This is a genomic window from Klebsiella sp. RHBSTW-00484 (assembly GCF_013705725.1).
Classification (GTDB): Bacteria; Pseudomonadota; Gammaproteobacteria; order Enterobacterales; family Enterobacteriaceae; genus Klebsiella.
The window spans coordinates 2,188,600-2,207,453 of record NZ_CP055481.1 but is presented as its reverse complement, the minus strand read 5'-3'; the positions used below and the strand labels follow the sequence as shown (position 1 = coordinate 2,207,453).

At 56.1% G+C, this 18,854-nt stretch carries 14 protein-coding genes; 9 read left to right on the top strand and 5 right to left on the bottom strand.

Annotated features, from left to right (window positions below; genetic code table 11):
- Positions 1 to 13: 13 nt before the first annotated feature.
- On the bottom strand, positions 14 to 775 hold the full coding sequence (locus HV213_RS10475; protein WP_181485656.1) for a dimethylarginine dimethylaminohydrolase family protein: 762 nt from the start codon (positions 773 to 775) through the stop codon (positions 14 to 16).
- Between the two features lie 384 nt (positions 776 to 1,159).
- Between HV213_RS10475 and HV213_RS10470 the strand changes: the two genes are divergently transcribed.
- From HV213_RS10470 to baeR, 6 genes are read left to right on the top strand one after another with little or no spacing between them, the layout of a single operon-like run.
- Positions 1,160 to 2,419: an MdtA/MuxA family multidrug efflux RND transporter periplasmic adaptor subunit gene (locus HV213_RS10470; RefSeq protein WP_181485655.1), complete on the top strand. Its 1,260-nt coding sequence runs from the start codon at positions 1,160 to 1,162 to the stop codon at positions 2,417 to 2,419.
- A complete protein-coding gene (locus tag HV213_RS10465) occupies positions 2,419 to 5,541 on the top strand; it encodes an MdtB/MuxB family multidrug efflux RND transporter permease subunit (protein WP_181485654.1) in 3,123 nt (1,040 codons plus the stop codon). The genes HV213_RS10470 and HV213_RS10465 overlap by 1 nt, the downstream gene beginning before the upstream one ends.
- The gene (mdtC, locus tag HV213_RS10460; RefSeq protein WP_181485653.1) at positions 5,542 to 8,619 is read left to right on the top strand and encodes a multidrug efflux RND transporter permease subunit MdtC; all 3,078 of its coding nucleotides are present in this window, start codon (positions 5,542 to 5,544) and stop codon (positions 8,617 to 8,619) included. It begins immediately after the preceding gene.
- 1 nt (position 8,620) lies between these two features.
- Complete coding sequence (locus HV213_RS10455) at positions 8,621 to 10,036, top strand: MFS transporter (protein ID WP_181485652.1); 1,416 nt, start codon at positions 8,621 to 8,623, stop codon at positions 10,034 to 10,036.
- Positions 10,033 to 11,559, top strand: a complete 1,527-nt coding sequence (gene baeS, locus HV213_RS10450; protein WP_181485651.1) for an envelope stress sensor histidine kinase BaeS — start codon at positions 10,033 to 10,035, stop codon at positions 11,557 to 11,559. The genes HV213_RS10455 and baeS overlap by 4 nt, the downstream gene beginning before the upstream one ends.
- A complete protein-coding gene (gene baeR / locus HV213_RS10445) occupies positions 11,556 to 12,278 on the top strand; it encodes an envelope stress response regulator BaeR (RefSeq protein WP_181485650.1) in 723 nt (240 codons plus the stop codon). The genes baeS and baeR overlap by 4 nt, the downstream gene beginning before the upstream one ends.
- Here baeR and HV213_RS10440 read toward each other — a convergent pair.
- Positions 12,177 to 12,533, bottom strand: a complete 357-nt coding sequence (locus HV213_RS10440) for a hypothetical protein (protein ID WP_181485649.1) — start codon at positions 12,531 to 12,533, stop codon at positions 12,177 to 12,179. The genes baeR and HV213_RS10440 overlap by 102 nt on opposite strands.
- Before the next feature lie 50 nt (positions 12,534 to 12,583).
- On the opposite strand from HV213_RS10440, the gene HV213_RS10435 reads away from it, so the two are divergent.
- The 3 genes from HV213_RS10435 (at position 12,584) to yegS (ending at position 16,058) form a co-directional block, all read left to right on the top strand.
- The gene (locus HV213_RS10435; protein WP_181485648.1) at positions 12,584 to 13,306 is read left to right on the top strand and encodes a tetratricopeptide repeat protein; all 723 of its coding nucleotides are present in this window, start codon (positions 12,584 to 12,586) and stop codon (positions 13,304 to 13,306) included.
- Positions 13,307 to 13,425: 119 nt separating this feature from the next.
- Positions 13,426 to 14,787 carry a prephenate-dependent tRNA uridine(34) hydroxylase TrhP gene (gene trhP, locus HV213_RS10430; RefSeq protein WP_181485647.1) on the top strand — a complete coding sequence of 454 codons (1,362 nt, stop codon included), beginning with the start codon at positions 13,426 to 13,428 and terminating at the stop codon, positions 14,785 to 14,787.
- Between the two features lie 374 nt (positions 14,788 to 15,161).
- Positions 15,162 to 16,058, top strand: coding sequence for a lipid kinase YegS (gene yegS / locus HV213_RS10425; protein WP_181485646.1), 897 nt, complete (start codon positions 15,162 to 15,164; stop codon positions 16,056 to 16,058).
- A gap of 1 nt (position 16,059) precedes the next feature.
- On the opposite strand, the gene HV213_RS10420 is transcribed toward yegS, so the two are convergent.
- The 3 genes from HV213_RS10420 to HV213_RS10410 all read right to left on the bottom strand — a co-directional run bounded on the left by HV213_RS10420 (position 16,060) and on the right by HV213_RS10410 (position 18,786).
- Complete coding sequence (locus HV213_RS10420) at positions 16,060 to 16,413, bottom strand: hypothetical protein (RefSeq protein WP_228288601.1); 354 nt, start codon at positions 16,411 to 16,413, stop codon at positions 16,060 to 16,062.
- A 103-nt stretch (positions 16,414 to 16,516) separates the two neighbouring features.
- Positions 16,517 to 17,314, bottom strand: coding sequence for a winged helix-turn-helix domain-containing protein (locus tag HV213_RS10415; protein WP_181485644.1), 798 nt, complete (start codon positions 17,312 to 17,314; stop codon positions 16,517 to 16,519).
- A 440-nt stretch (positions 17,315 to 17,754) separates the two neighbouring features.
- Positions 17,755 to 18,786 (bottom strand): IS630-like element ISEc33 family transposase, encoded by a 1,032-nt coding sequence (locus HV213_RS10410; RefSeq protein ID WP_001395480.1) that lies wholly within the window; start codon positions 18,784 to 18,786, stop codon positions 17,755 to 17,757.
- Positions 18,787 to 18,854 lie beyond the last annotated feature (68 nt).

Sequence of the window (18,854 nt, the reverse complement as noted above, 5' to 3'; positions counted from 1 at the left end):
GTCGGCGCGGTAATTAAAAACGCAGTGAGAGGCAGGTCAGCCCGCCATCCATTTTCTTAAATTCGCTGGTGTCGAGCTGCACAATGGGCATTCCCAGCTTGCTGATTTCGCCCAGGGTATGGGGGTAACCCTGCGGCGTAATTAAGGTATCGTTAATCCACAGCGTATTACCAGCGTAGGACTCTTCTTCAGGGATAACAATGCTGTTAAAACCGTTAAACGCCGGGTGGTTAACGTAGCCTTCCGTCAGCAGCAGCGTATTGCGGCCAACGTAGTTAACAATTGATTTCAGATGCAGACCGGCGCTCACTTCAATCGCCGTCACCTGATAGCCGTGTGGCTCAACGGCGGCGGCAAACTCGCGAATGCCCTGCTCATCGGTACGCGCCGTCAGGCCGATAAAAAACTGCTTGTCCACCAGCAGCACATCGCCGCCGTCCATATGCCCACGCTCGCTCATCTGCACCAGCGGACGAAAACCCGCCAGCACCGGCGCGATGGTGTCAACTTCGCCCTGGCGGCTCGGTGCGCCCGGATGGGTAATCACCGCCAGTTCCGGCATCACCACGGCGGTATCTTCAACAAAGTGCGCATCCGGATAATCTGCCGCCGCAGGCAGCACGGTCACTTTGAGACCGAGCTTAAGCAAAGTTTCGACATAAGCGAGAAACTGGCGAGTGGTGCTGGCAACATCCGGTGCGCCTAGCTGCGCGGTAGTTTGGCCCGCGCCGCAGGTAGCGGCCGGTAGACGAGCGATGGCTTGGGTAAAATGCATAAAGAACCCTCTGGTATTGGTCGCTTTGATAAAGGCAAAATAATGAGTGAATTTGATTATCAAACAGATACGACCGCCAATCAGGTTGAATCGCCTCCAGCGGCTGCTTATTCACGCTGTATATCAGTTCAGATTCGACGCAATCCGCTGTTGGTATCAAGAAGCAACGGATACCGATAAATAAATATCGGCGTTCGCAAGATCGGTGGGTAAAAATCGATAAGCGTAAATTACGCGTAAATATTCACCGTAAGCCTCTCAGCAAAAAGCGTTTTATCCAGACATATCTCAACAGTCTTTTCATAATTCCTCCATTTTTAAGCAGCGTTCACTGACTAAACTAGTATCATTCCGTGAAACGTTTCAGGATGAGATAGCAAATTAATGAAAGGTAGCAAGAAAAGCCGTTGGGTAGCCGTGCTGGTAGTCGCGATCGTCGCGGGTGCAGCGTACTGGTTTTGGCAGGGTCGCGAAGCGGCAAACAGCACCTCTGTAACGGCAGCAGGCCCGGGCCAGCAGGGTCCAGGGCCAGGTGGGCCACGCCACGGTCGTTTTGGCGCAGCCCTTGCGCCGGTGCAGGCGGCAACGGCCACCAGTGAATCGGTCCCTCGCTATCTCTCCGGCCTTGGTACGGTAACGGCGGCGAACACCGTCACCGTGCGCAGCCGCGTTGACGGTCAGCTTTTGGCTATCCACTTCACGGAAGGCCAACAGGTAAAGGCGGGCGACCTGCTCGCCGAAATCGACCCCAGCCAGTTTAAAGTCGCCCTCGCCCAGGCTCAGGGCCAGCTGGCAAAAGATCAGGCCACCCTGGCCAACGCTCGTCGCGATTTGGCGCGCTACCAGCAATTGGTCAAAACCAACCTGGTTTCACGCCAGGAGCTGGATACTCAACAATCGCTGGTCAGCGAATCTCAGGGCACGATTAAAGCCGATGAAGCCGCCGTCGCCAGCGCCCAATTACAGCTGAACTGGAGCCGCATCACCGCGCCGATTGATGGTCGGGTCGGCTTAAAGCAGGTTGATATCGGCAACCAGATCTCTAGCGGCGACACCACCGGGATTGTGGTGCTAACGCAAACTCACCCTATCGACCTGGTCTTTACGCTGCCGGAAAACCAAATCGCCACGGTGGTTCAGGCGCAAAAGGCGGGCAAAAACCTGGTCGTCGAAGCCTGGGACCGTACCAACAAACAGAAGATCAGCGAAGGTTCTCTGCTGAGTCTCGACAACCAGATTGATGCCACCACCGGCACCATCAAGCTTAAAGCACGCTTTAATAATCAGGACGACGCCCTGTTCCCGAATCAGTTCGTCAACGCCCGGATGCTGGTGGATACCGAGCAAAACGCGGTGGTTATTCCGACCGCAGCACTGCAAATGGGCAACGAGGGTCATTTCGTCTGGGTGCTGAACGATGAAAACAAAGTCAGCAAGCATACGGTGACGCCCGGGATTCAGGACAGCCTGAAAGTGGTGATTAACGCCGGGCTTTCCGCCGGAGATCGCGTGGTGACCGACGGCATCGACCGCCTGACGGAAGGCGCGAAGGTCGAAGTGGTTGAGGCTCACGACGCCACCACCGCAGCCGAACCGGCAAAAGCCACCAGCCGTGAATACGGTAAAAAAGGAGCGCGCTCCTGATGCAAGTGTTACCGCCGAGCAGTACGGGTGGCCCTTCCCGTCTGTTTATCATGCGCCCGGTAGCGACGACGCTGTTAATGGCGGCCATTATGCTGGCCGGGATTATCGGCTATCGTTTCCTGCCCGTTTCAGCGCTGCCGGAAGTGGATTACCCAACCATTCAGGTGGTGACGCTCTACCCTGGCGCCAGCCCGGATGTCGTGACCTCGTCGATCACCGCGCCGCTGGAGCGCCAGTTTGGCCAGATGTCCGGGCTTAAGCAGATGTCGTCCCAGAGTTCAGGCGGCGCATCGGTGGTCACGCTCCAGTTCCAGCTCACGCTGCCGCTGGACGTTGCCGAACAGGAAGTTCAGGCGGCCATCAACGCCGCGACTAACCTGCTGCCGTCAGATCTGCCTAACCCGCCGGTCTACAGCAAAGTGAACCCTGCTGACCCGCCGATTATGACCCTCGCGGTCACCTCTTCCGCCATTCCTATGACTCAGGTCGAAGATATGGTAGAAACCCGCGTGGCGCAGAAAATCTCCCAGGTTTCCGGCGTCGGGCTGGTGACTCTGGCGGGCGGTCAACGCCCGGCGGTGCGCGTGAAGCTGAACGCCCAGGCCATTGCCGCCCTCGGGTTGACCAGCGAAACGGTCCGCACCGCGATTACCAGCGCCAACGTTAACTCGGCAAAAGGTAGCCTCGACGGTCCGTCCCGTGCGGTTACGCTTTCAGCTAACGATCAGATGCAATCGGCGGAAGATTACCGCCGCCTGATTATCGCCTGGCAGAACGGTGCGGCGATTCGCCTCGGCGATGTCGCAACAGTTGAACAGGGGGCGGAAAACAGCTGGCTCGGGGCATGGGCCAATAACCAGCGGGCGATCGTGATGAACGTTCAGCGCCAGCCGGGGGCCAACATCATTTCCACTGCTGACAGCATCCGCGAGATGCTGCCACAGCTGACCGAAAGCCTGCCTAAATCGGTCAAAGTGCAGGTACTTTCTGACCGCACCACCAATATTCGTGCTTCGGTCAGCGACACTCAGTTTGAGCTGATGCTGGCGATCGCCCTGGTGGTGATGATTATTTACGTGTTTCTGCGCAACGTCCCGGCGACCATTATTCCCGGCATCGCCGTGCCGCTGTCGCTGGTCGGCACCTTCGCGGTAATGGTGTTCCTCGACTTCTCGATTAACAACCTGACGCTGATGGCCCTGACCATCGCCACCGGGTTTGTGGTCGATGACGCCATCGTGGTTATCGAAAACATCTCGCGCTATATCGAGAAAGGCGAAAAACCGCTGACCGCTGCCCTGAAAGGCGCGGGTGAGATCGGCTTTACCATTATCTCCCTGACCTTCTCGCTGATCGCGGTGCTGATCCCGCTGCTGTTTATGGGTGATATCGTGGGCCGCCTGTTCCGCGAGTTCGCCGTCACCCTGGCGGTGGCGATCCTTATCTCGGCAGTGGTGTCGCTGACCCTGACGCCGATGATGTGCGCACGCATGTTAAGCCACGAGTCGCTGCGCAAGCAAAACCGCTTCTCCCGCGCCAGCGAACGCTTCTTTGAGCGGGTGATCGCCGTCTATGGCCGCTGGCTGAGCCGGGTGCTGAACCATCCGTGGCTGACGCTGAGCGTGGCCCTTAGCACGCTGGCGCTGTCGATTATGCTATGGGTGTTTATTCCGAAAGGCTTCTTCCCAACGCAGGACAACGGTATCATCCAGGGCACGCTACAGGCCCCGCAGTCGGTATCGTTTGCCAGCATGGCCGAGCGCCAGCAGCAGGTTTCCGCGGTCATTCTTAAAGATCCGGCGGTGGAAAGCCTGACGTCATACGTTGGGGTTGACGGCACCAACCCGGCGCTGAACAGCGCCCGCCTGCAAATCAACCTCAAGCCGTTGGACGAGCGTGACGATCGCGTACAAACGGTCATCGCCCGCCTGCAAAACGCGGTGGACGGCATTCCCGGTATCGAACTTTATCTTCAGCCAACCCAGGACCTGACGATTGACACTACCGTCAGCCGCACCCAGTACCAGTTCACGCTTCAGGCCAACTCGCTTGATGCGCTGAGCAACTGGGTACCACAGCTGTTGACCCGCCTGCAGGCATTGCCGCAGCTCTCCGACGTCAGCAGCGACTGGCAGGATAAAGGCCTGGCGGCGTATATCAACGTTGACCGCGATAGCGCCAGCCGTCTCGGCATCAGCATGTCCGATATCGATAACGCGCTGTACAACGCCTTCGGTCAGCGCCTGATTTCCACCATTTATACTCAGGCGAACCAGTACCGCGTGGTGCTGGAGCATGATACCCAGGCGACGCCGGGGCTGGCGGCGTTGGACAATATCCGCCTGACCAGCAGCGACGGCGGGATCGTGCCGCTTACGGCGATCGCCAAAGTGGAGCAGCGCTTTGCCCCGCTGTCGATTAACCATCTCGATCAGTTCCCGGTCACCACGATCTCGTTTAACGTCCCAGGCAACTATTCGCTGGGCGATGCGGTCGAGGCGATTCTTGGCGCCGAGCAGGCGCTGGAGTTCCCGAGCGATATTCGTACCCAGTTCCAGGGCAGTTCTCTGGCCTTCCAGTCGGCGCTCGGCAGCACCGTCTGGCTGGTGGTTGCCGCCGTGGTGGCGATGTATATCGTGCTCGGCGTGCTGTATGAGAGCTTTATTCATCCAATCACCATCCTGTCTACCCTGCCAACGGCGGGCGTCGGCGCGCTGCTGGCACTGTGGTTGGCCGGTAGCGAGCTGGATGTTATCGCCATTATCGGCATCATTCTGCTTATCGGTATCGTTAAGAAAAACGCCATCATGATGATCGACTTCGCGCTGGCCGCCGAACGCGAACAGGGCATGCCGCCGCGCGAGGCGATTTATCAGGCCTGTCTGTTGCGTTTTCGTCCGATCCTGATGACCACGCTGGCGGCCCTGTTCGGCGCGCTGCCGCTGATGTTGAGCACCGGCGTTGGCGCGGAACTGCGTCGTCCGCTGGGGATCGGTATGGTTGGCGGCCTGATGCTCAGCCAGGTGCTGACCCTGTTCACTACTCCGGTCATCTATCTGCTGTTCGACCGCCTGTCGCTGTATATGAAGAGCCGGTTCCCACGGCGTGAGGAGGAGGCGTAAGTGAAGTTTTTCGCCCTCTTCATTTATCGCCCGGTGGCGACGATTCTGATTTCGCTCGCCATCACCCTGTGCGGCGTCCTCGGTTTCCGCCTGCTGCCGGTCGCGCCGCTGCCGCAGGTGGATTTTCCGGTCATTATGATCAGCGCCTCGCTGCCCGGCGCCTCGCCGGAAACTATGGCCTCTTCGGTGGCGACGCCGCTGGAGCGCTCTTTGGGGCGGATTGCCGGGGTGAACGAGATGACCTCCTCCAGTTCGCTTGGCAGTACGCGAATCATTATGGAGTTCAACTTCGATCGCGATATCAACGGCGCCGCGCGCGACGTACAGGCGGCAATTAACGCCGCGCAAAGCCTGCTGCCGAGCGGCATGCCGAGCCGCCCGACCTATCGCAAGGCCAACCCGTCCGACGCGCCGATCATGATCCTCACCCTCACCTCGGATACCTATTCCCAGGGTGAGCTGTACGATTTCGCCTCTACCCAGCTGGCGCAGACCATTGCGCAGATTGACGGCGTCGGCGACGTTGACGTCGGCGGCAGCTCCCTGCCCGCCGTGCGCGTTGATCTCAACCCGCAGGCGCTGTTTAACCAGGGCGTGTCGCTGGACGCGGTACGCACCGCCATCAGCGACGCCAACGTGCGTAAACCGCAGGGAGCGCTGGAAGACGCCTCCCACCGCTGGCAGGTAGAAACCAACGACGAGCTAAAAACCGCCGCCGAATATCAACCATTAATCGTGCACTACAATAACGGCGCGGCGGTGCGGTTAGGTGATGTCGCCAACGTCACCGACTCGGTACAGGATGTGCGCAACGCCGGGATGACCAACGCTAAACCGGCAATTTTGCTGATGATCCGCAAGCTGCCGGAAGCCAATATCATTGAAACGGTGGACAGCATTCGCGCCCGCCTGCCGGATCTGCAGCGCACGATCCCGGCATCTATCGACCTGCAAATCGCCCAGGACCGGTCGCCAACCATCCGCGCCTCGCTGGAAGAAGTCGAGCAAACGCTGGTGATTTCGGTTGGCCTGGTGATCCTCGTGGTGTTCCTGTTCCTGCGCTCGGGACGAGCAACGCTGATCCCGGCGGTGGCGGTTCCGGTCTCGTTGATTGGCACCTTTGCGGCGATGTACCTGTGCGGCTTCAGCCTGAATAACCTGTCACTGATGGCGCTAACCATCGCCACAGGATTTGTGGTCGATGACGCCATCGTGGTGCTGGAGAACATCTCCCGCCATCTCGAAGCGGGTATGAAGCCGCTACAGGCAGCACTTCAAGGGAGTCGGGAGGTCGGTTTCACCGTGCTGTCGATGAGCGTGTCGCTGGTCGCCGTCTTCCTGCCGCTACTGCTGATGGGCGGGCTACCGGGGAGGTTACTGCGCGAATTTGCCGTTACCCTGTCGGTGGCGATCGGCATTTCGCTAGCGGTGTCGCTGACCCTGACGCCGATGATGTGCGGCTGGCTGCTGAAAAGCGGCAAGCCCAACGAGCCGACGCGCAAGCGCGGTTTTGGTCGTCTGCTGGTGGCTATTCAGGGCGGATACGGCAAGTCGCTGAAATGGGTACTGAAGCACAGCCGCTTAACCGGCCTGGTGCTGCTCGGCACCATCGCGCTCAGTATCTGGCTCTATATCTCGATTCCGAAAACCTTCTTCCCGGAGCAGGATACCGGGGTACTGATGGGCGGCATTCAGGCCGACCAGAGCATTTCGTTCCAGGCAATGCGCGGCAAGCTGCAGGACTTTATGAAGATCATTCGTGAAGATCCGGCGGTGGATAACGTCACTGGCTTTACCGGCGGCTCACGGGTCAACAGCGGGATGATGTTTATCACCCTGAAATCGCGCGATGAACGACACGAAACGGCGCAGCAGATTATCGACCGGCTGCGTAAAAAACTGGCGAAAGAGCCGGGGGCCAACCTGTTCCTGATGGCGGTACAGGATATTCGCGTAGGCGGACGTCAGGCTAATGCCAGCTACCAGTACACCCTGCTGTCGGACGATCTTGCGGCGCTGCGCGAGTGGGAGCCAAAAATCCGCAAAGCGCTGGCGGCGCTGCCGGAACTGGCGGACGTTAACTCGGATCAGCAGGATAACGGTGCGGAGATGGATCTGATCTACGATCGCGATACCATGTCGCGTCTGGGGATCAGCGTGCAGGACGCCAATAACTTGCTCAACAACGCCTTCGGTCAACGGCAGATCTCAACCATTTACCAGCCTCTGAACCAATATAAGGTGGTGATGGAAGTCGATCCGGTTTACACCCAGGACGTCAGCGCGCTGGATAAGATGTTTGTGATCAACAGCGAAGATAAACCCATTCCGCTCTCTTATTTCGCCAAATGGCAACCGGCCAACGCCCCGCTGTCGGTGAACCATCAAGGGCTGTCGGCGGCGTCGACCATCTCCTTTAACCTGCCGACCGGCAAGTCGCTGTCGGAAGCCAGCGATGCGATTAACCGGGCAATGACCCAGCTTGGCGTGCCGTCAAGCGTGCGCGGCTCGTTCGCCGGGACCGCGCAGGTATTCCAGGAGACCATGAACTCGCAGGTGATTCTGATTCTGGCGGCAATCGCCACGGTCTATATCGTGCTGGGGATCCTCTACGAGAGCTACGTTCATCCGCTGACTATCCTTTCGACCATTCCTTCCGCTGGCGTCGGCGCGCTGCTGGCGCTGGAGCTTTTCGATGCCCCGTTCAGCCTAATCGCGCTAATCGGGATTATGCTATTAATTGGCATCGTGAAGAAAAACGCCATCATGATGGTCGATTTTGCCCTTGAGGCGCAGCGTAACGGCAACCTGCCGCCGGAAGAAGCCATCTTCCAGGCTTGCCTGTTGCGTTTTCGCCCGATAATGATGACCACCCTGGCAGCGCTGTTCGGCGCGCTGCCGCTGGTTATCTCCAGTGGTGATGGCTCCGAGCTGCGCCAGCCGCTGGGGATTACCATCGTCGGCGGTCTGGTGATGAGTCAGTTGTTGACCCTGTATACCACGCCAGTGGTCTATCTGTTCTTCGACCGTCTGCGGTTGCGTTTTTCGCGAAAACTCCATCAACCGGTAAGCGAATAACATGACCGATCTCCCCGCCAGCGTGCGCTGGCAGTTATGGATAGTGGCCTTCGGCTTCTTTATGCAGGCGCTGGATACCACTATCGTCAACACCGCCCTCCCCTCAATGGCGAAAAGCCTCGGGGAGAGTCCGTTGCATATGCATATGGTTATCGTCTCTTATGTATTGACGGTAGCGGTGATGCTGCCCGCCAGCGGCTGGCTGGCGGACCGGGTGGGCGTACGTAATATTTTCTTCAGCGCTATCATCCTGTTTACCGCAGGTTCGCTGTTCTGCGCTCAGGCTGCTACTCTCGACCAGTTAATACTTGCCCGCGTATTGCAGGGCGTCGGCGGCGCGATGATGGTTCCCGTCGGTCGCCTGACGGTGATGAAAATCGTCCCGCGCAGTCAATATATGGCGGCGATGACCTTCGTCACCCTCCCCGGCCAGGTCGGCCCGCTGCTCGGCCCAGCGCTCGGCGGAATGCTGGTGGAGTACGCCTCGTGGCACTGGATCTTCCTGATTAATATTCCGGTCGGGATTATCGGCGCCATCGCCACCCTGTGCCTGATGCCCAACTACACCCTGCAAACCCGGCGCTTTGATATCTTCGGCTTTATTCTGCTGGCGGCGGGAATGGCCACGCTAACTCTGGCGCTCGACGGTAAAAAAGGGCTCGGTATCTCTGTGCAGTGGCTGGCGGCGCTGGTAGCGGCCGGCGTTGCATCCATTTTGTTCTATCTGTGGCACGCGCGCGGTAATCGCAACGCGCTGTTTAGCCTGAAACTGTTCAGCAACCGCACCTTCTCTCTCGGCCTCGGCGGCAGCTTCGCCGGGCGCATCGGCAGCGGCATGCTGCCGTTTATGACGCCGGTATTTTTGCAGATTGGCCTCGGCTTTACGCCATTCCACGCCGGGCTGATGATGATCCCGATGGTGCTCGGCAGCATGGGCATGAAGCGTATCGTGGTCCAGGTGGTCAACCGCTTCGGCTATCGTCGGGTGCTGGTGGCCTCAACAATCGGCCTGGCGCTGGTCAGCCTGCTGTTTATGGCGGTCGCTCTCGCGGGCTGGTACTGGCTGCTGCCGGTGGTGCTATTCCTGCAAGGGATGATCAACTCCAGCCGCTTTTCGTCAATGAACACGCTGACTCTGAAAGACCTGCCCGATGACCTCGCCAGCAGCGGCAACAGCATGCTGTCAATGGTCATGCAGCTGTCGATGAGTATCGGCGTCACCATCGCCGGCATGCTGCTGGGTCTCTATGGTCAGCAGCATATCAGCGCCGATGCGACAACCACTCATCAGGTCTTTCTCTATACCTACTTAAGCATGGCGGTGATTATCGCGCTACCCGCGCTGATTTTTTCCCGCGTACCGGACGACGACACCACCAACACCGTGATTGGTCGTCGCAAAAGGAGTGAATCTTGAAGTTCTGGCGTCCCGGCATTACCGGCAAGCTATTTATCGCGATCCTCGCCACCTGCATCGTACTGTTAATCAGCATGCACTGGGCGGTGCGCATCAGTTTTGAACGCGGGTTTATCGACTATATCAAGCGCGGAAACGAGCAGCGGCTGACCATGCTCGGGGACGCCCTGAGCGAACAGTATGCCCAGCACGGTAGCTGGAAGTTCCTGCGCAATAATGACCGGTTTATTTTCCAGTTGCTGAAAACGTTTGAGCGCGACAACGACGACCACTCGCCGCAGGGGCGCGGTATGAGACCTGAGCCAATGGATGAGCCTGGACCGGGTCCCGGCCCCGGGGAGATGCCGCCGGATGCCGCGCCAGACCGACCGCTCGATGGCCCACGCGGCGATCGAGGTCCCGGCCCGGACATTCCGCCGCACGGCTGGCGTACCATGTTCTGGGTGGTCGATCAAAAAGGCCGCGTGCTGGTAGGGCCGCGCGAACGCTTACCGAAAGATGGCACCCGGCGCAATATTATGGTTAACGGCGTGGAAGTCGGCGCGGTGATTGCGTCGCCGGTTGAACGTCTGACGCGCAATACAGATATCAATTTTGACCGCCAGCAGAAACGCACCAGTTGGCTGATTGTCGCCCTCGCGACGCTCCTCGCCGCGCTGGCTACCTTCCCGCTGGCGCGCGGCCTGCTTGCGCCGGTCAAGCGGCTGGTCGAGGGCACCCATCGTCTGGCTGCCGGAGATTTCTCGACCCGTGTTACGGCCAGCAGCAGCGATGAACTGGGCCGCCTGGCGCAGGATTTTAACCAGTTAGCCAGCACCCTGGAGCGCAATCAGCAAATGCGCCGGGACCTGATGGCTGATATTTCTCACGAACTGCGCACGCCGCTGGCAGTGCTGCGCGGCGAGCTGGAAGCGATTCAGGACGGCATCAGGAAATTCACCCCGGACTCCATCACCTCTTTACAGGCCGAGGTCGCCACTCTCACCAAACTGGTTGACGATTTACATCAGCTATCGATGTCCGATGAAGGTGCGCTCTCCTACCAGAAAACCTCGGTGGATATCATCAACCTGCTGGAAGTCGCCGCTGGCGCGTTCCGCGAACGTTTCGCCAGCCGCGGACTGTCGATCGGTGTTTCGCTACCGGAAAGCGCGACGATTTTCGGCGACCGGGATCGCCTGATGCAGCTCTTTAATAACCTGCTGGAAAATAGCCTGCGCTATACCGATAGCGGCGGGGGGCTGCAGATTAGCGCCAGCCAAAATGGCCGCATGCTGGTTCTCGACTTTGCCGATAGCGCTCCGGGTGTAACCGATGAGCAGTTGGAAAGGCTGGTTGAGCGCTTTTACCGTACCGAAGGGTCGCGCAATCGTGCCAGCGGCGGCTCTGGTTTAGGGCTGGCGATTTGCCTTAACATTGTGGCTGCCCACGGTGGCACTTTGCGTGCCGGTCATTCGCCTTTGGGCGGGGTTAGCATTAAAGTAGAGTTACCTCTGGAACGTAATTTATCGAGAGACGTATGACTGAATTACCTGTTGATGAAAACACACCACGCATTCTGATCGTGGAAGATGAGCCCAAGCTAGGCCAGTTGCTGATCGATTATCTCCAGGCGGCGGGCTATTCGCCGACGCTGATTAATCACGGCGATCAGGTTCTACCGTACGTTCGCCAGACGCCGCCGCATCTGATCCTGTTAGATCTGATGCTGCCCGGCACCGACGGACTCACCTTATGCCGCGAAATCCGCCGCTTCTCCGAAGTTCCGGTAGTGATGGTGACGGCGAAAATCGAAGAGATCGACCGTCTGCTCGGGCTGGAAATCGGTGCCGACGACTATATTTGTAAACCCTACAGCCCGCGTGAAGTTGTCGCTCGCGTGAAGACCATTCTTCGCCGCTGCAAGCCGCAGCGCGATCTGCAGGCGCTGGATGCGCAAAGCCCGCTGATCGTTGACGAAGGCCGCTTCCAGGCCTCCTGGCGCGATAAACTGCTGGACCTTACACCCGCAGAGTTCCGCCTGCTGAAAACCCTTTCCCAGGAGCCGGGCAAAGTCTTCTCGCGCGAGCAGTTGTTGAATCATCTGTACGATGATTACCGCGTGGTGACCGACCGAACCATCGATAGCCATATCAAGAACCTACGTCGCAAGCTGGAGTCGCTGGACGCCGAGCAGTCGTTTATCCGCGCCGTTTACGGCGTAGGCTATCGTTGGGAAGCCGACGCCTGCCGCCTGGCGTAGTGAGCCAACTGCCCGACATTTCCCCGGCAACCGGTTCACCGCCGTCTGCGGGCCGGTAGCCGGGGAAATGTGCCGGACCTGATGCATCGGCGTAGCGTCTTCCCGGTGGCGCTGCGCTGACCAGGCAACCGGTTCACCGCCGCCTGCGGGCCGGTAGCCCGGACAGATGCGCAGCATCGCCTCCGGGAAATATCCACCTTCCCCCACGCCATAATCTGAGAATACCCTCAAGAATAAGAAATCATCCGACGTCATGATATATTCCATCCAGATATTCTCTAATACTCAACTGCGCAAGGAATGCCATGAGTGATAATACAAAGAAATATTTACCTTTTTACGCTCTGCTTCTGCTCTGCGCCGCCGCCAGAGCAGAAATCACCGAGCAGCAGATCGAGGCTGATTGTGCAAAAATCCCGGACTGGGCCAATCAGGGCGAGCAGTTCTACAAAGCGAAAAACTATGCCAAAGCGCGTAAAGCTTTTGAGCAGCAGGCCGCGTGGAGCGAAAGCTGCACCCTTGACGACAGCGCCATCGCCACGGCCTACAACAACGTGGCGTTGACCTGGATGCGCGAAGGTCAATGGCGTAAAGCCCGCGCCTGGCTGATGATAAGACCGGACGATAGCAAGTCGATTTACAATCTGGGGCTTATTAAAGATAAGCTGGCGGCTCTGCCGCCTCCAGCTTCCGCTGCGGGTGAATATTGGAACTATTCCGGGCGCGCCTCCTGGAACGTACTGACCATAAAAACGTTGCCCCAGCCATCGCGCTTTCAAGTTGATTTTCAGGGTTATTATTTCGGCATGATGGGGATCTACGTTGGCCCCAATATTGGCGAATTTTCTGAATCGGTATTGCTTGAAAATGGCAAAGGCGTCGTGGCGCTTCGGGAAGGAGACTACATTCACTGCGATATCTCGCTGGCGTTTTCTTCCGAAGCCATCGACGCTAGCACCGATACTCCCATGAACTGCGGTTTTGGCATGAACGTCAGCGCTGACGGACACTATCTGCGCGTTGATTAAGCCGGACGGTTTACTCCCCCCCCCCACAGCGCTACAATGCCCGCCCTTAATGTGGGGGAACTCCCCAACTCGTCGCACCGGGTGCGGCGAATCTGACCTGTCATCAGAACGAGAAAATCATGTTTAAACCGGAACTCCTTTCCCCGGCGGGAACGCTGAAAAATATGCGTTACGCTTTCGCTTACGGCGCAGATGCAGTTTATGCGGGCCAACCGCGTTACTCCCTGCGCGTGCGCAATAACGAATTCAATCACGAAAACCTGCAGCTCGGCATCAACGAAGCCCATGCGCTGGGCAAAAAATTCTATGTGGTCGTCAACATTGCGCCGCATAACGCCAAGCTGAAAACGTTTATTCGCGATCTGAAGCCGGTAGTGGAAATGGGTCCGGATGCGCTGATTATGTCCGACCCGGGTTTAATCATGCTAGTGCGGGAAAACTTCCCCGAGATGGCTATTCACCTGTCAGTACAGGCTAACGCCGTTAACTGGGCGACGGTCAAATTCTGGCAGCAAATGGGGCTCACCCGCGTGATCCTCTCCCGCGAACTGTCGCTGGATGAAATCGCCGAAATTCGCAGCCAGGTGCCGGAAATGGAAATCGAAATTTTCGTTCACGGTGCGCTGTGTATGGCCTACTCCGGCCGCTGCCTGCTCTCCGGCTATATCAACAAGCGCGACCCGAACCAGGGCACCTGCACCAATGCCTGCCGCTGGGAATATAACGTCCAGGAAGGCAAAGAGGACGACGTCGGCAATATCGTGCATAAGCATGAGCCGATCCCGGTGCAGAACGTCGAACCGACGCTGGGTATTGGCGCGCCGACCAACCAGGTCTTTATGATTGAAGAAGCTAAACGTCCGGGCGAGTACATGACCGCCTTTGAAGACGAGCACGGCACCTACATCATGAACTCAAAAGATCTGCGCGCGGTTGCCCACGTTGAGCGTCTGACCCAAATGGGCGTCCACTCGCTGAAAATCGAAGGACGCACCAAATCACATTACTACTGTGCACGTACCGCCCAGGTTTACCGCAAAGCCATTGACGATGCGGCGGCGGGCAAACCGTTCGATACCAATCTGCTGGAAACCCTGGAAAACCTCGCTCACCGTGGCTACACCGAAGGCTTCCTGCGTCGCCATACTCATGAAGATTACCAGAATTACGAATATGGCTACTCCATCTCCGAGCGCCAACAGTTTGTCGGTGAATTTACCGGCGAGCGCAACGGCCAGCTTGCCGCTGTGGCGGTGAAGAATAAATTCTCCGTCGGCGACAGCCTTGAGCTGATGACCCCGCAGGGCAACGTCAACTTTACGCTCGAACATATGGAAAACGGCAAAGGCGAAATCATGCCGGTCGCGCCGGGCGATGGTCACACAGTATGGTTGCCTGTTCCGGAAGATATGGTCCTGCAGTATGCACTGCTGATGCGCAACTTTACGGATCAGACAACCAGAAACCCGCATAGTAACTAGTTATACCCGTCATACTTCAAGTTGCATGTGCGTTGGCCGCGTTACTCGGCCTGTGGCCTCGCCCCTCCGGGGCCAGCGCAAGCGCTGTTCAAGGCACAAGTGCCTTGTCCTGCAACTCGAATTATTTAAGGTATAAATTGGGTTAATTTTTCGCGATGTAAAGATATTAGAAACGGATCACATACCGTTTCGTTCAAAGCAGATATCATCCATTTCGCTGAAAAACATAACCCATAAATGCTAGCTGTACCAGGAACCACCTCCTTAGCCTGCGTAATCTCCCTTACGCGGGCTTATTTTTTATCTATCTCCCCGGCCTTCGCTTCCTGCATGCGGTACACTTTATGCATTACTGTGCAATAAAGGTCCCCTTGATGATGTCAACATTTCCAGCCAGCTTACTGATCCTGAATGGCAAAGGCGCCAATGAACCGCAGCTGCGCGAAGCGGTTAAACTGTTGCGCGACGAAGGTATCGACATTCACGTCCGTGTCACCTGGGAAAAAGGTGATGCCGTGCGCTTTGTCGATGAAGCCCTCGGGCTGGGCGTAGAGACGGTCATTGCTGGCGGCGGTGATGGCACCATCAACGAGGTCGCCACGGCATTGGTCGAGCGCGATGGCAAGATGGCGTTGGGGATTTTACCGTTGGGTACGGCGAACGACTTTGCCACCAGCGTCGGCATTCCTCAGGATCTGGCCAGCGCCCTGAAACTGGCGATTGTCGGGCGCGATGTGGCTATCGATATTGCGCGAGTCAACGACCAGAGCGGATTTATTAATATGGCTACCGGTGGTTTCGGCACCCGTATTACCACTGAAACGCCGGAGAAACTGAAAGCCGCCCTCGGTGGCGTCTCCTATCTGATCCACGGCCTGATGCGCATGGATACCCTTAAGCCAGACCGCTGTGAAATCCGCGGTGAGAATTTTCACTGGCAGGGCGATGCGCTGGTGATAGGTATCGGTAACGGACGCCAGGCCGGTGGCGGCCAGCAACTTTGCCCGGAGGCGTTAATCAACGACGGCCTGCTGCATCTGCGCATTTTTACCGGCGAAGAGCTGATCCCGGCGCTGTTCAGTACCCTGGCAAACCCGGAAACCTCGCCGAATATCATCGATGGCGTCTCCTCATGGTTTGAGATAACCGCCCCCCACGAGATGACGTTTAACCTTGATGGCGAGCCGCTGAGCGGCAAAACCTTCCGCATGGAAATTTTGCCGGCAGCGCTACGCTGCCGACTGCCGCCAGACTGCGTGCTGTTACGTTAATTCAAGTCTCGCAAAGCAAAGAGGGTGCCCGGCTGGTATACAGCAGCCGGGTACGTTCGTTCAAGCGCTGGATATTCAGGTAAAACGGCACCTGCGGCTGGATGAAGAAGGTCGGCAGAATGGATTTGATCTGCTCTTCTTCCTCAAGCTTACCGATACTGGCAGAGACCGTTTCGGAACGCAGGAAGTAGTGCTGACCATCGCGGGTAAAGCTAAACCAGATGTTCTGATTGATAGTGAACGGCTTACCCTGCGGCGGCGTAATTTCCCCACGGACGATCGCCAGACCGCGCTCATCATCAAATATGTAGCGTACAGAAATATCTCCCTGAAAACCCGAGCTAAATAAACTCAACTCACCGCTGCACTGAAAATGATTTCGTTGCCAATATTGCCAGGATTTTATTGCTAATGCCGTTAGTACACAGATAAATATGATTGCTATTAACCATTTAATTTCACTTCTGCGCATTCAGTACCTCCTTAATATAATAATTGGTGAGGCATTGATTATCACGCCATTGACTAAATTGCTGACGGCAGCTTATCACCGAGACGCGGGCCTGGCCGGGATAGAGTGTCAAATAGACCCAAGGGTATTTTTCACATTCAAATTCCCTTCGGTTGATGAATTGTTCATGTCGCTTGTGCTCAACCACATCGCTATTGGCAAAGAAGTGACATTGTTGCGAATATTTTACATTAATGGGCAAATAGTTTTGCAAATAAGATTCGAATTCAGCTTGCCAGGTAACAACCCCAACGACCAGACAGCTCAGTAATGCTGCGATGCCCCATAAGGCGGGACGCCGTAGCCGTAACCGCTTTTTTTCTGCAAACTTCGCAGCAGCGACCTCCTCTGCCACGGGCTTTACGATGGGTTCTGTAATCGGCGCGGCTTCTGACTCAGCTGGTTGGGATTCAATTACGGATAATGTTGCCTCCAGCCTGACGCCGACTCTGGGCACCGTTACAATAATTTCTTCGTCAACACCCAGTTCCTTAAAGGCCCGACGTAATAAAGAAATATTTTGATAAAAACCATTGCTGGTCACCTGTGAGCCATGCTTTATCCATACTTCCTGAAAAAAGGTTTCACGAGCAACCGTTGCGCCATCCTGCTGAATAAGGAGCATCAGGCAACGGCTAACGGGAATATTTAATGATACATTCTTCGTATCATCAGCAATAAGTGACAAAACGCTACGCTGAGGAATAAAATTAATTTTTCCGTTGATGATATATGTTTTTTCCATCCTGTTCCCTGAGTATTGTAACCATTTGGATGAGAGCGGCATGAAAACCAGGCTGTAATTTAGATAACTCGCCTTACGTAGACCACATCTTAGAATTATTCGCCAGCGAGTTTACTCTATTACGGAGAGGATCTGGAGGTGCAATACACAGTTTTTCCTTGCTATATGCAAGGTTTAACTGAGTTTACATTATTGAATATCTGGAAAATAAAACAATAAATAGTGATTTATTTCGCCTTAAATCATACATGCGAATTATAATTTTATATAAATTGGTTATATGCAGTATATATTTCTGTTTTAGATCTAAGCACCATCTTTACACTAAAAGACAACATTTATAGCTATAAATACATTTCCCCTCACTGTTTTATATAAAAAATGGCGCATATCTCGAAAGAGAATGCGCCGTATAGACTAAATAGCTGCGCCTAATACCGCTACACTTTTGCCTGACCATGTTTTCCTCCGGGGAATGGGCTGGCGGTTTCCATAAAATGGCGGACCTTTTTCAGTAACTGCCACATTGAGCGGCACTGATGATTACGGGTTATCGTGTCATGAAGTGCCTGCCATAGCCGTTCCACATGATTCACCCACGGCGAGTAAACCGGCTGGTAAATTACCCTGAACTTGGGATTTGCTTTCAACCAGCGCTGTGTTTCGCGGCTTTTATGGATAATGTAGTTATCAACGATCAGCGTGATTGTTTTCGCCCGCCGGTAAGTGGCTTTCAGGTGCTTCAGCAGAGCGATAAACAGCGCTGAACTTTTGCTGTTGCCGCCCACGTAGCTGACTTTACCCGTGCCACTGTGCAGTGCGCCGGCCAGATAGTATTTTTCGTTCTGCCCCGGCGTCACTACCCGTTTCTGCTGTCCGCGCAACTGCCAGTCCGCACCGATTTTAGGATTAAGGTGGATATCCACTTCATCTTCATAAAATACCGGATGCTCTGCGCTGCATTCATCCAGCGCTTTGTGGATTACCGCCATCTTTTCATCTTTATGTGGGTCACGGATACGCAGAGTTGGCGCGGCCCTGCGCCATACAAGCCCCGCAGATGGCAACCAGCGGCGAACGGTTCCTGCATGTAACTGGCAACCGGTTATCTCATTGATTTTTATTGCCAGTAATTCGGTGCTCCAGCGTGAACGTTGATAACCAAAATCGCCGGGAGAATGCTTTATCAGCTCACGTAACAGGGTGCAGATATGTTCAAAAGGCCAGCGTCGGGAGCGCCCTGCGGGTAAGGATTTCAGGCCTTCAATACCTGAGTGCGTAAACCAGTTAATCCAGCGACCAACGGATGAACGGGCACAACAGAGAGTTCTGGCAACATCGCTGACCCGTTCACCCCGATGAAGCATCAGCATGGCCGTGAGTCTGCGGGCATGATTTTTATCACGCGTTTTATGAATAGCTTTCTGCATCAGGCGTCGTTCGCCACGGGGTATTGGTACTATGATCGGCATCGCTCAGTCCGGTTGGTGATTTTGGTTGGTTTGGCGATTGATCAGATCGCACAATCCGGGCTGAGTTC

Coding starts and splice junctions, on each gene's coding strand:
- HV213_RS10440 (WP_181485649.1), bottom strand. CDS start 12,533: ATGACGTCGGATGATTTCTTATTCTTGAGGGTATTCTCAGATTATGGC.
- HV213_RS10470 (WP_181485655.1), top strand. CDS start 1,160: ATGAAAGGTAGCAAGAAAAGCCGTTGGGTAGCCGTGCTGGTAGTCGCG.
- HV213_RS10455 (WP_181485652.1), top strand. CDS start 8,621: ATGACCGATCTCCCCGCCAGCGTGCGCTGGCAGTTATGGATAGTGGCC.
- HV213_RS10475 (WP_181485656.1), bottom strand. CDS start 775: ATGCATTTTACCCAAGCCATCGCTCGTCTACCGGCCGCTACCTGCGGC.
- HV213_RS10410 (WP_001395480.1), bottom strand. CDS start 18,786: ATGCCGATCATAGTACCAATACCCCGTGGCGAACGACGCCTGATGCAG.
- trhP (WP_181485647.1), top strand. CDS start 13,426: ATGTTTAAACCGGAACTCCTTTCCCCGGCGGGAACGCTGAAAAATATG.
- yegS (WP_181485646.1), top strand. CDS start 15,162: ATGATGTCAACATTTCCAGCCAGCTTACTGATCCTGAATGGCAAAGGC.
- baeR (WP_181485650.1), top strand. CDS start 11,556: ATGACTGAATTACCTGTTGATGAAAACACACCACGCATTCTGATCGTG.
- HV213_RS10415 (WP_181485644.1), bottom strand. CDS start 17,314: ATGGAAAAAACATATATCATCAACGGAAAAATTAATTTTATTCCTCAG.
- HV213_RS10435 (WP_181485648.1), top strand. CDS start 12,584: ATGAGTGATAATACAAAGAAATATTTACCTTTTTACGCTCTGCTTCTG.
- HV213_RS10465 (WP_181485654.1), top strand. CDS start 2,419: ATGCAAGTGTTACCGCCGAGCAGTACGGGTGGCCCTTCCCGTCTGTTT.